The organism is Pseudomonas sp. 22515 (assembly GCF_052044625.1).
Taxonomy (GTDB): domain Bacteria; phylum Pseudomonadota; class Gammaproteobacteria; order Pseudomonadales; family Pseudomonadaceae; genus Aquipseudomonas; species Aquipseudomonas alloputida.
Window position 1 is genome coordinate 1 of record NZ_JBQENN010000017.1, and the last position, 12371, is coordinate 12371.

The window sequence follows — 12371 nt, forward strand, 5'->3', positions numbered from 1 at the left end:
CCCGGGAGGACCGCGCTGCAGGCCCCATCCTGGGGCCCAGCGCTTGACGGGCATCCATGCCCGTCACCTCCCTTCGCAAGCCCTGCGCTCGGCCTCCTGAAGTCGCAATCCGCGGCGCCTGGGCTATCGCGCGCTTAGAAGCAAAATCAAAATCAAAAGCCGAAGCGAGAGCGAGAGCGAGAGCGAGAGCGAGAGCGAGAGCGAGAGCGAGAGCATCGGGATCTTGCCTTGTTTAGCTCAATGCCCCGCCGATGCCGGGCCCGCCTTGGCGGTAAAGGGTGGCTTGGCGAACAACACCAGCAGAATCAACCCGGCAAACACCCAGCTCATCAAGGTGAAGTAATCCACCGTCGACATCATGTAAGCCTGCCCATTGAGTATCTGCTCCAACTGCGCATAACTCTGCGGACTGGCCCCGCCCAACTGCTCAAGGGTATGCCGCGTCGTCGGGTCGAACTGGCTGATGTGCTCGCTCAGGTAGGCATGGTGCTGATCCGCCCGACGAATCCAGATCCAGGTAGTCAACGAAGCCGCAAAACTCCCGCCCAAGGTTCGCAGAAAAGTCGCCAGCCCCGAACCGTCGGCAATCTGGTGCGGCGGCAAGTCAGACAGCAGAATGCTCAAGGTCGGCATGAAGAACAACGCCACGCCAATCCCCATGAACAACTGCACCAAGGCCACGTGCTGGAAGTCCACCTCGCTGGTGAAACCGGCCCGCATGTAGCAACTGGTGCCGATCGCCAGGAACGCCAACCCAGCCAGCACCCGCAGGTCGAAACGGTGCGCATATTTGCCCACGAACGGCGACATGATCACCGGCAGCAAACCGATCGGCGCCACCGCCAGGCCCGCCCAAGTCGCGGTATAGCCCATCTGCGTCTGCAACCACTGCGGCAGGATCAGGTTGATACCGAAGAACCCGGCATACCCCCCGACCAGCACAATGGTGCCAATGCGGAAGTTGCGGTGCACAAACAGGCGCAAGTTGACCACCGGGTGCCGGTCGGTCAGTTCCCAGATCACGAATACCGCCAGGAACACCACCGAAACCAGGCTGCCGACAATGATGAACGACGACTCGAACCAGTCCAGATCGTTGCCCTTGTCCAGCACTACCTGCAAGGCCCCAACGCCGATAATGAGGGTCAGCAGGCCAATGTAATCCATCGGCTGGCGGCTGGTGACCACCGGGCGCGTACGCATCTGCTGGCGCACCACGGCAGCAGCGAACAGGCCGATGGGCACGTTGATGAAGAAGATCCATGGCCAGCTGTAGCTATCGGTAATCCAGCCCCCAAGGATCGGCCCGGCAATCGGCGCCACCACCGTGACCATCGCCAGCAGCGCCAGTGCCATCCCCCGTTTTGCCGGGGGATAGACAGCAATCAGCAGGGTCTGCGTCATCGGGTAAAGCGGCCCGGCGACCACACCCTGCAAGACGCGAAACCCGACCAGCTCGGGCATCGACTGGGCAATACCGCACAGGAACGAAGCCAGCACGAACAGCAGCGTGGCCCAGATGAACAGTTTCACTTCACCAAAGCGCCGGCTCAGCCAGCCGGTCAGCGGCAAGGCGATAGCGTTGCTCACCGCGAACGAGGTGATGACCCAGGTGCCTTGCTCGTAGCTCACCCCCAGGTTGCCGGAAATGGTCGGCAGGGCCACGTTGGCGATGGTGGTGTCCAGCACCTGCATGAACGTCGCGAGCGACAGGCCGATGGTGGTCAGCAGCAGACTTGGCGGCGTGAACTGGGCAGCGGCGTTGTTGCTCATCGTTGCGCCGTCTTGCCGGTTGCACTGTTCTCGTGAATCAGCCGGGCGATCAGGTTGTCGGCTTCGATCATCTGGTGGTCATACACCTGGGTGGTGTAGCTGGCCTTATGCGGTGGCTGCTGGGCCAGGGTCGGGCCGCTCTGGTCATGCAGGTCGACTTCAACCACGGTGGACAGACCGATACGTAGCGGGTGGTCCTTGAGCTGGTCGGGGCTAAGGTGGATGCGCACGGGTACTCGCTGGACAATCTTGATCCAGTTACCGGTTGCGTTCTGCGCCGGCAGCAAGGCAAAGGCGCTGCCGGTGCCCGCCCCAAGGCTGTCGACCGTGCCGCTGTACTTGACCTCGCTGCCGTACACATCAGCGGTGATTTCCACCGGCTGGCCGATGCGCATCTCTCGCAGCTGGGTTTCCTTGAAGTTGGCATCGATCCACACCTGATCCAGCGGGATGACCGCCATGGTCGCGGTGCCCGGCTGCAGGCGCTGGCCCAACTGGACGGTACGCTTGGCGACGTAGCCGGTGACCGGCGCGACCAATGTGGTGCGGGCGTGGTCGAGGTAGGCCTGGCGCAGGTCGGCAGCTGCAGCCATGACATCGGGATGCGAGGACACCACGGTGTCGTCGACCAGCGCGCTGCTGGTGCTGAGCTGTTGGCGCGCGCTGTTGACGGCAGCCTGGGCAACGCTCAGGTCGTCGCGGGCATGGGACAATTCTTCGGCGGCAATCGCACCGCTGTCAGCCAGCACCTTGCGCCGGTTGAAGTCCTGCTGCGCCTTGCGCAGTTCGGCTTGGCGCGTTTCCAGTTGAGCCTTCAGCGAGTCGACGTTGCTATACAGCCCGCGCACCTGCCGCACGCTGCGTGCCAGCTTGGCTTCAGCGGACTGCAAGGCCACTTCGCTTTCGGCCGGGTCGAATTGCAGCAACACCTGGCCGGCGTGGACCAGGTCGCCGTCATCGGCCCCGATGCTGATAACGGTGCCAGCGACCAGCGGGGTGATCTCCACCACGTTGCCGTTGACATACGCATCGTCGGTGCTTTCGTGCCAACGCCCGACAATGCTGTACCAGGCCCAGGTGCCTACCCCTGCCAGGATCAGCAGCAACAGCAGGCCAAGCAACCAAGCCTTGCGCTTGCGCGACGGCTCGGGCGAGACGGAGGGAGTCGGGGTGTCTGCGGGAGTGGCCATGACAATACCTTGGATAATTCGTTACAGGGTTCAACGGTCGCCGAAGCGGCGGATCGTCAACGGGTCGCCAGCACCGAGCAGCACCTTGGCCAGCAGGCCTTCCAGGGTCTTGAGCTCCTCTGGTGCCAGCACGCCGCACAACTCGTTCATGGCGGCGGCGCCAATTTCCGGCAGGCGGTTGGCCAGGCGCTGGCCGTCGGCGGTGAGTGCCAGGCGCACCTGGCGACGGTCGTCGGCGCAGCGGTTGCGCACAATCAGTTCCTTCTGCTCAAGGCGGTCGAGCATGCGGGTCATCGATCCGCTGTCCAGGCCCAGGTAACGGCACAGTTCGGCCGGGGTATCCACCTGGTACTGGGTGACGATGATCAGCACTTTGAACTGCGCGGCGGTGACGCCCTCTGACTCCAGGTGCCAGTCAAGAATGCGGTCTTTGAGAATCGCAGCACGGCCAAGCAACATGCCGATGGCGCAGGTCTGGAAGTTTTCGGGAGAGAAATGGGCCATCGTTGACTGCTCAGTTAAGTGTGTAGAAATATTACTGCCTAGGCAGTTAATGTCAAAGCTTTCATTAGCCAGCTATGAAATAGTGGGTGTTTTTTAGCTGTCACACCGCCCCCAGCAGGCGCGCATCGCGGCCCATCGCGACACACAACGCCGCCCCTGCCAGGGGCTACGTAAAGGCGGCTACCGCGCTCGCAGGCCCAGCGCCTCCACCGCCCCGCAAGCAATCGCCATCCCCACCAGCTCTGCGAGGCTGCCCGCCTGCAACCGCTTCATCACCCGGCCTCGGTACAGGTCCACGGTCTTTACGCTGATGCCCAACTGCTCGGCAATCTCGCGGTTGCTCAACCCTTGGGCCAACGGTACGAAGACGTCTCGCTCACGCGGCGTCAGGCCGTCGATGCGCGCCTGCACCAAGGCCAGCGCCTGATCGCCCTGTCGCGCCAGCCCGGCGTGCTCCAGCGCAGCCTGAACGCTGTCGAGCAGCAACTGGTCGTTGTAGGGTTTTTCGATGAAGTCGCAGGCGCCGGCCTTGAACGCCCGCACCACGATCGGGACATCGGCATGACCGCTGACGAAGATCACCGGCACCATCAGGCCACGCTCGCGCATCGCCTGCTGCACAGCCAACCCGCCCAGCCCCGGCATGCGCACATCCAACAGCACACACGCGGGCCCATCATCGACGCAGGCGTCGAGAAACGCCTGCCCGCTGGCGAATGGCAAGGCTTGCAGGCCCACCGACTGCAGCAGCCAGACCGTAGAGTCGCGCATACCCTGGTCGTCATCGACCACATACACTTTTGCTTGCAACACTGCCTCCCCTTATTCCCTGCTGACCGCCAGCCGGCAGCACAGTACCAGACCGCCGCTGTCACCCGCCCGCGCCCACAGGCTGCCACCGAAGCCTTCGATCAGGCTGCGGCTCATGCTCAAGCCCAAGCCCAGGCCGTCGGCCTTGCTGGTGGTAAACGGCGTAAAGATTTCATCCAGCCGCTCCGGTGCCACGCCCGGGCCCTGGTCGGCGACCTCGACCAGCACCCCATCGCCATCGCGCGCCGCGCAGAGCAGGATACGTGACGGCCGCTCACCCTGCTGCTCGCGATTGGCATCGATGGCATTGCGCAGCAGGTTGAGCAGCACCTGCTCCAGCAGCACCCGGTCGGCATACACCAAGGGCAGTTGAGCGCTCATGCGAAGTTCCACCTGCACCTGGTCCCGCGCGGCTTCCCAGGCGCACAGGCGCATGGCTTCGCCGGCCAGCTCGGCCACGTCCAGTGCCTGCAGGCGGCGCGGTTCCTTGCGCAGAAAGGCACGCAGACGGCGGATCACTTCGGCGGCATGGGTGGCCTGTTCGCTGATACGCTGCAGGCCCTGGCCAACCCGCTCGCGCGCCTGGGGATCACGTTCCAGGCCCTGCAGGTAACGCTGACTGGCGTTGGCATAGTTGACCACCGCGGCCAGTGGCTGATTGATCTCGTGGGCGATGCCCGAGGCCAGCTCGCCCAAGGTCGCGAGGCGGGCACTGTGCGCCAGGCTTTCCTGCGCTTCGATGCGCAAGGTGATGTCGCGGGACACGCTGACCACCTCCACCACCGCGCCGGTGTAGGTCTCGCGGATCGCCCGGCTGGCGATTTCGAACCAGCGGTAGTCACCTGTCGCCTGGCGTACCCGGCAAGTCATCGTGTGGTAGCCGTCCTGGTCCAGCGCGGCAGCGGCCTGACGCAGCACCTGACGCCGTTCGCGCGGATGCAGCAGGGTATGTACAGGCATGCCACGCAGCTGCTCGGGCCACAGGCCGAGCAGGCGGTAGGCTGCCGGTGAGGCATCGAGAAAGCGGCCATCGGGGCTGTGCCGGGAAATCAGGTCGGTGGTGTTTTCGATGATCAGCCGATACAGGCGCCGGGCGCGGCTGGCTTCGCGTGCGCCATGGCGCTCTTCACTGGCATCGCGGCAGCGGCCCAGCACCTGCTGGCCCTGGTTGTCCGGCATGAACGTCCACAGCACGATGCGTTCGCCGACCTGCACTTCCACATCGCTGATTGCCCGATGCTGGCGCAGACAGGCACGCACCAGGGCCGCGCAATTGGCCGGCAGCCAGCGAGCCAGCTCAGGCCCTTCGGCGACCCAGGCCTGCAGTGCCGGGTTGAGTGCCAGCGGGCTTGCATCACTGGCCAGTAACAGACTGGGTTGTGGATCTTTGGCGAGCAAGGGGTAAGCAGTGTCATCCACAGTAGGCGGCCCATTTTTTATAGTAGTTTTACTATATTGCTATAGTCGATATTCCTAATACCATAGCGACTCGCGTAAAACTGCGACAGAGGGGGCGGCCCACCGTCCGCCCCCTGCACCCTGAACAGAGCTAACAATCAGCCATCGGGGGCCAGGTGCACAGGCTGCGTCTGCCTCCCTTACAGGATTACCGCATGTCGATCTATGCCCAGGGCCTGATGCCCGCTGCCGTCAACCATGTCGCCCTCACCCCGCTGAGCTTCATCGAACGCACCGCTGCCGTTTACGGCAACTACCCGGCCGTCATCCACGGCGCCATCCGCCGCAACTGGCAAGAAACCTACCAACGCTGTCGGCGCCTGGCCAGCGCTCTGGCCGGTCGTGGCATTGGCCGTGGCGACACCGTGGCAGTGATGCTGCCCAACACCCCGACCATGCTCGAGGCGCACTTCGGCGTACCCATGACCGGTGCCGTGCTCAATACCCTGAACGTGCGCCTGGATGCCGAGGCCATCGCCTTCATGCTGCAGCATGGCGAGGCCAAAGTGCTGATCACCGACCGCGAGTTCCATGCGGTCATCGAAGGCGCTCTGGCACTGCTTGAACACCCGCCGCTGGTGGTTGATGTGGATGACCCGGAGTACGGCGAAGGCCGCGCGGTCAGCCAGCTGGACTATGAGGCCCTGCTCAACGAAGGCGACCCGGAATTTGCCTGGGAATGGCCCGATGACGAGTGGCAGGCCATTTCGCTGAACTACACCTCCGGCACCACCGGCAACCCCAAGGGCGTGGTCTACCACCACCGTGGCGCCTACCTGAACGCACTGGGCAACCAGATGACCTGGGCCATGGGCCACCGCCCGGTGTACCTGTGGACGTTGCCGATGTTCCACTGCAACGGCTGGTGCTACCCCTGGACCATCACCGCCCTGGCCGGCACCCATGTGTTCCTGCGCCGGGTCGACCCGCAGAAGATCCTGACCCTGATCCGCGAGCACAAAGTCAGCCACCTGTGCGGTGCGCCGATCGTGCTCAACGCGCTGGTCAACATGCCCGAGGCGGCCAAGGCAGCCATCGAGCACCCGGTGCAGGCCATGGTCGCCGGCGCCGCTCCACCGGCCAAGGTCATCGGCGCCGTGGAAGAAATGGGCATCAAGGTCACCCACACCTACGGCCTGACCGAGGTTTATGGCCCGGTGACCGTGTGTGCCTGGCATGACGAATGGGACACGCTTTCGCTGGAAGAGCGTGCACGCATCAAGTCTCGCCAAGGCGTGCGCTACCCGACCCTCGATGGCCTGATGGTCGCCGACCCGCAAACCCTTCAGCCAGTACCCCGCGACGGCAATACCCTGGGCGAAATCTTCATGCGCGGCAACACGGTGATGAAGGGTTACCTGAAAAACCCTGAAGCCACCGCCGAAGCCTTCCGTGGCGGCTGGTTCCACACCGGCGACCTGGCCGTGTGGCATGCCGACGGCTATATCGAGATCAAGGACCGGCTCAAGGACATCATCATTTCCGGTGGCGAAAACATCTCCACCATCGAGGTCGAAGACGCCCTGTACAAGCACCCGGCAGTGCTGGAAGCCGCCGTGGTGGCACGCCCGGATGAAAAATGGGGGGAAACCCCGTGCGCCTTCGTTGCCCTGAAGCCGGGCCGAGAGGACACCCGTGAAGCCGACATCACCAGTTGGTGCCGCGAGCACCTGGCCGGGTTCAAGGTGCCGAAGACCGTGGTGTTCGGCGAACTGCCCAAGACCTCGACCGGCAAGATCCAGAAGTACGTGCTGCGCGACCGGGCCAAGGCCCTCTGATGCCGTAGCCGCTCCCCTTCAGGTGCAGCACACGCCTGCGCCTGAAGGTTCAGCGCACGCCCAACCCTCCCCCACTATTGCAAGAGCTGCCGATGACCACCTATTCCGCCCCCCTGCGCGACATGCGCTTCGTCCTGCATGACGTGTTCAACGCTTCAGGCCTGTGGGCCCGACTGCCCGCCCTGGCCGAACGCATCGATGCCGACACTGCCGACGCCATTCTCGAGGAAGCATCCAAAGTCACCGGCCAGCTGATCGCCCCGCTCAGCCGCAACGGTGACGAGCAAGGTGTGTGCTTCGACGCAGGCCAAGTCACCACCCCCGAAGGCTTTCGCGAGGCCTGGAACACCTACCGCGAAGGTGGCTGGGTCGGCTTGGGTGGCAACCCGGAACACGGCGGCATGGGCATGCCAAAGATGCTCGGCGTGCTGTTCGAAGAGATGCTCTACGCAGCTGACTGCAGCTTCAGCCTGTATTCGGCATTGAGCGCAGGCAGTTGCCTGGCGATCGATGCCCACGCCAGCGAAGCGCTCAAGGCCACTTACCTGCCACCGCTGTACGAAGGCCGCTGGGCCGGCACCATGTGCCTGACCGAACCCCATGCCGGCACTGACCTGGGGCTGATCCGCACCCGCGCCGAGCCTCAGGCCGATGGCAGCGTGCGCATCAGTGGCAGCAAGATCTTCATTACCGGCGGCGAGCAGGACCTGACCGAGAACATCGTCCACCTGGTGCTGGCCAAGCTGCCGGATGCGCCCGCCGATGCCAAAGGCATATCGCTGTTTCTGGTCCCCAAATTCCTGGTCGAGGCCGATGGCCGCCTGGGCGAGCGCAATGCTGTCCATTGTGGCTCGATCGAACACAAGATGGGCATCAAGGCCTCGGCGACCTGCGTCATGAACTTTGACGGTGCCATCGGTTACCTGGTGGGCGAACCGAACAAGGGCCTGGCAGCGATGTTCACCATGATGAACTACGAGCGCCTGTCCATCGGCATACAGGGCATCGGTTGTGCCGAAGCCTCCTACCAGAGCGCCGCCCGCTATGCCAACGAGCGCCTGCAGAGCCGCGCAGCGACTGGCCCGCAGGCACACGACAAGGTGGCCGACCCGATCATCCACCATGGTGATGTGCGGCGCATGCTGCTGACCATGCGCACCCTCACCGAAGCAGGTCGGGCGTTCGCCGTCTACGTTGGCCAGCAACTGGACGTGGCGCGCTATGCCGAGGACGCTGGCGAACGCGAGCATGCCCAGCGCCTGGTGGCACTGCTGACACCGGTGGCCAAGGCATTCTTCACCGACAACGGTCTGGAAAGCTGCGTGCTTGGCCAGCAGGTGTATGGCGGTCATGGCTACATTCGCGAATGGGGCCAGGAGCAACGGGTGCGAGACGTGCGCATTGCGCAAATCTATGAAGGTACCAACGGCATTCAGGCCCTTGATCTGCTGGGGCGCAAGGTGCTGGCCGACGGTGGTCAGGCGTTGGCCAGCTTTGCCAGCGAAGTGCGCGCCTTCAGTGTGGATGCGCCCTTGCACCGCGAGGCCCTGCAGGCGAGCCTGGCGCGGCTCGAGGCCACCAGCAGCTGGCTGCGGGCGCAGGCTGGCGAGGATGCCAACCTGGTCAGCGCGGTAGCCGTTGAGTACCTGCAGCTGTTCGGGCTGACGGCCTATGCGTACATGTGGGCGCGGATGGCGGCGGTGGCGCTGGCCAAACGTGATGAGGACGAGGCGTTTCATGGTGCGAAGCTTGCCTGTGCGACGTTCTATTTCCAGCGGGTCTTGCCGCGGGGGTTGGGGCTGGAGGCGAGCATTCGGGCCGGTAGTGGCAGCCTTTATGGGCTAGAGGCCGCACAGTTCTGACCGGTGTTTCACTGACGCGCTTGTTGCAAGGGCAGCCGTGTGCTGCGAAGAGGGCCGGTTACCGAATCGGTACTGCAAACACTGACCTCTTCGCCGCACCAGGCCGCCCCGGAAGCGATTGCAGACATCGTCTTTTGCCCGCGAAGGGTTCTCAAACGCTGAAAAACCGTGGTCAATCCGACGAAAAACCGGCACAACTGATAGTCATTCGCCAGTACATTGGTTCTCGGGAGCCCTCTCGCAAGGGTAGAATGCGCAAAACCCGGAGCCGCAATGAACCACGACCGCCTCAATCCCAGCCCAGACGATGCCATCACCGACGCCGCAGCGCATTGGTGCATGCGCCTGCACGCCGACGACTGCACGCAGGCCGAGCGTGAAGCATTCGCTGGCTGGTTGGCGGCCGACCCGCGGCATGCCGAAGAATATCAGGCGATGCTGGAAATCTGGCAAACAGCCGACCTGCTGCCGCGCAGCGCCACCGTCATCGACTTCAACTCACCCGCCAAACACGCCACCCGCCCCCGCAGCTGGCGGCCGCTGGCGTCTGCTGCGGCCATCGCCCTGGCAGTGCTGCCGCTGGCCGGCTGGATGGGGTGGGAACAGGGCTGGTTGCCCAACCACTACCAGCACGTCGAAGCCGGTGACCGCATGCAGACCGTGGAGCTCAGCGACGGCAGCACGGTACAGCTCAACCTGCACACCGAGCTCACCTTCCTCAACTACAAGGACCAGCGCCAGGTCACGCTCAAGCGCGGCGAGGCGTTCTTCAAGGTGCGACACGACAGCAGCCACCCGTTCATCGTGCGTGCCGGCAGTGGCCAGACCCGGGTCACCGGCACCCAGTTCAACGTGTGGAAGTACCAGGACCAGGTGAAGGTCACCCTGGTGGAAGGTTCAGTGCTGGTGTCCAGTGAGGGCAGTGCCGGTGGCTATCGCCTTGGCCCTGGCATGCAGGCCAGCTACCACAAGGGCGACTTCGAGCCGCAGCTGGAGCAAAGCGACGACTATGGCAACAGCCTGGCATGGCGCAGCGGCAAGCTGGTGCTCGACAACCTGAGCCTGGAACAGGCGCTGCCGGTGATAAACCGCTACCTCGACGCCCCGCTGCTACTGGCCGATGCCAGCACCGGCCGCATTCGCATCAGCGGCATCTACAACACCCGTGAAGTGGGGCGCCTGGTCAACAACCTGCCCAAAGTCCTGCCGGTCTACCTGACCCGCAGCAAGGACGGCAGCACCGTGCTCAATCGCATCTCGCCGCCGCCCGACAAGGGCTGACGCCCTCCCCCGCCTTACAAGGTCATCGCCGCCAACCAACCGAACGCCAGCAGCGGCAGGTTGTAATGGATGAAGGTCGGCACCACGGTGTCCCAGATGTGGTGGTGCTGGCCATCCACGTTCAGGCCCGAGGTCGGGCCCAGGGTCGAGTCCGAGGCCGGCGAACCTGCATCACCCAGCGCACCGGCAGTACCAATGATGCACACCGTGGCCAACGGGTCGAAGCCCAGTTGTACGCACAGTGGCACGAAAATCGCCGCCAGGATCGGCACGGTGGAGAACGACGAGCCGATCCCCATCGTCACCAAAAGGCCTACCAACAGCATCAGCAGGGCACCGACGCCCTTGCTGTGGTCGATCCACTGCGCCGAGGTTTCCACCAGGCTCTTCACCTCACCGGTGGCCTTCATCACCTCGGCAAAACCGGACGCGGTAATCATGATGAAACCGATCATGGCCATCATCTTCATGCCTTCGGTGAACAGGTCGTCGGTCTCTTTCCACTTGACGATGCCCGACAGCGAGAAGATCAGGAAACCGACCATGGCACCGATGATCATCGAGTCCAGCAACAGCTGGACAATGAAGGCTGCAGCGATCGCCAGCCCGGCCACCAGCAAGGTCTGCGGGTTGTACTGCACGCTCACCTGCTCCACCTGCTGGATCCGCGCCAGGTCGTAGTCACGCTTCTTGCGGTAGCTGATGAACACCGCCACCAGCAGGCCGACGAGCATGCCGGCAGCCGGGACGGCCATGGCGTGGGTGACGTTGACGCCGCTCACATCGACACCCGCGCGGGCCACATTGGCCAACAGGATCTCGTTGAGGAAGATGTTGCCGAAGCCCACCGGCAGGAACATGTACGGGGTGATCAGGCCAAAGGTGATCACACAGGCGATCAGCCGGCGGTCGATACGCAGGCGCGTCAGCACGTACAACAGAGGGGGTACCAGCAGCGGAATGAAGGCAATGTGGATGGGCAGGATGTTCTGGGACGACACGGCCACCACCAGCATCAGGCCGATCATCAGCCATTTGACCTTGCCGCCCTTGGCGTCGCCCTGTCGGTCGATCATGGCCAGGGCGCGGTCGGCCAGCGCATGGGCCAGGCCAGACTTGGCGATTGCCACGGCAAAGGCACCCAGCAGTGCATAGGACAAAGCCACCGTGGCACCACCGCCGAGGCCACCGTTGAAGGCCTTGAGCGTGCCTTCGATGCCCAGGCCGCCCACCAGCCCACCGGCCAGGGCGCCGATGATCAGGGCGATGACCACGTGCACGCGGGACAGGCTGAGTATCAGCATGATGCCGACCGCGGCGATCACTGCATTCATGGTTGGCTTACCTCATTACGACAGAAAAAAGCGCGAACTCTGAAGCAGTAGGCGGCAGATGTCAAAAGCGCCTTGATGCGGGGCATTAGTGGCGGTCAAATTTAAATTGAATGTTTGAATAAAGAAAAAACGGCAGGGGCCGATATTGAGGGAGGCAGCGAGGTGCCTGGCCGCAGCGCTTTGGCACCTCCCGGCCCCACCGCAGATAAAGCCATAACCCTTAATGCCAAAAAAGGGATCCGCCCCCATGCCTTTGCGACAACTTTCCATCCAGTGGAAGATCACCCTGCTCGCCGGTCTCTGTCTGGCCGCTATCGTCACCTTGCTCGTCGGCCTGTCGCTGTACCGCATGGATCACAGTTCGGACCTGGTCAAGGCCAG

At 63.6% G+C, this 12371-nt stretch carries 9 protein-coding genes; 3 read left to right on the forward strand and 6 right to left on the reverse strand.

Going from position 1 to position 12371, the window contains the following annotated elements; genetic code table 11:
- Positions 1–237 precede the first annotated feature (237 nt).
- The 5 genes from ACTJJN_RS16750 to ACTJJN_RS16770 all read right to left on the reverse strand — a co-directional run bounded on the left by ACTJJN_RS16750 (position 238) and on the right by ACTJJN_RS16770 (position 5696).
- Positions 238–1773, reverse strand: coding sequence for a DHA2 family efflux MFS transporter permease subunit (locus ACTJJN_RS16750; RefSeq protein WP_088512711.1), 1536 nt, complete (start codon positions 1771–1773; stop codon positions 238–240).
- Complete coding sequence (locus ACTJJN_RS16755) at positions 1770–2963, reverse strand: HlyD family secretion protein (protein WP_440781430.1); 1194 nt, start codon at positions 2961–2963, stop codon at positions 1770–1772. The genes ACTJJN_RS16750 and ACTJJN_RS16755 overlap by 4 nt, the downstream gene beginning before the upstream one ends.
- 30 nt (positions 2964–2993) lie before the next feature.
- Entirely contained in the window at positions 2994–3467 is a 474-nt protein-coding gene (locus ACTJJN_RS16760; RefSeq protein WP_003247811.1) for a MarR family winged helix-turn-helix transcriptional regulator, read from the reverse strand.
- Between the two features lie 180 nt (positions 3468–3647).
- Positions 3648–4280: a response regulator transcription factor gene (locus tag ACTJJN_RS16765; RefSeq protein WP_021781652.1), complete on the reverse strand. Its 633-nt coding sequence runs from the start codon at positions 4278–4280 to the stop codon at positions 3648–3650.
- Between the two features lie 9 nt (positions 4281–4289).
- Positions 4290–5696 carry a sensor histidine kinase gene (locus ACTJJN_RS16770; RefSeq protein ID WP_440781431.1) on the reverse strand — a complete coding sequence of 469 codons (1407 nt, stop codon included), beginning with the start codon at positions 5694–5696 and terminating at the stop codon, positions 4290–4292.
- A 194-nt stretch (positions 5697–5890) separates the two neighbouring features.
- On the opposite strand from ACTJJN_RS16770, the gene ACTJJN_RS16775 reads away from it, so the two are divergent.
- The 3 genes from ACTJJN_RS16775 (at position 5891) to ACTJJN_RS16785 (ending at position 10656) form a co-directional block, all read left to right on the forward strand.
- Positions 5891–7513: an acyl-CoA synthetase gene (locus ACTJJN_RS16775; protein WP_014753404.1), complete on the forward strand. Its 1623-nt coding sequence runs from the start codon at positions 5891–5893 to the stop codon at positions 7511–7513.
- Positions 7514–7605: 92 nt separating this feature from the next.
- Positions 7606–9375, forward strand: a complete 1770-nt coding sequence (locus ACTJJN_RS16780; RefSeq protein ID WP_440781432.1) for an acyl-CoA dehydrogenase C-terminal domain-containing protein — start codon at positions 7606–7608, stop codon at positions 9373–9375.
- 273 nt (positions 9376–9648) lie between these two features.
- The gene (locus ACTJJN_RS16785) at positions 9649–10656 is read left to right on the forward strand and encodes a FecR family protein (protein WP_014753407.1); all 1008 of its coding nucleotides are present in this window, start codon (positions 9649–9651) and stop codon (positions 10654–10656) included.
- A 14-nt stretch (positions 10657–10670) separates the two neighbouring features.
- Here the strand turns inward: ACTJJN_RS16785 and ACTJJN_RS16790 are convergent, their stop codons facing one another.
- Positions 10671–11990, reverse strand: coding sequence for a Na+/H+ antiporter family protein (locus ACTJJN_RS16790; RefSeq protein ID WP_440781433.1), 1320 nt, complete (start codon positions 11988–11990; stop codon positions 10671–10673).
- Between the last annotated feature and the right edge of the window lie 381 nt (positions 11991–12371).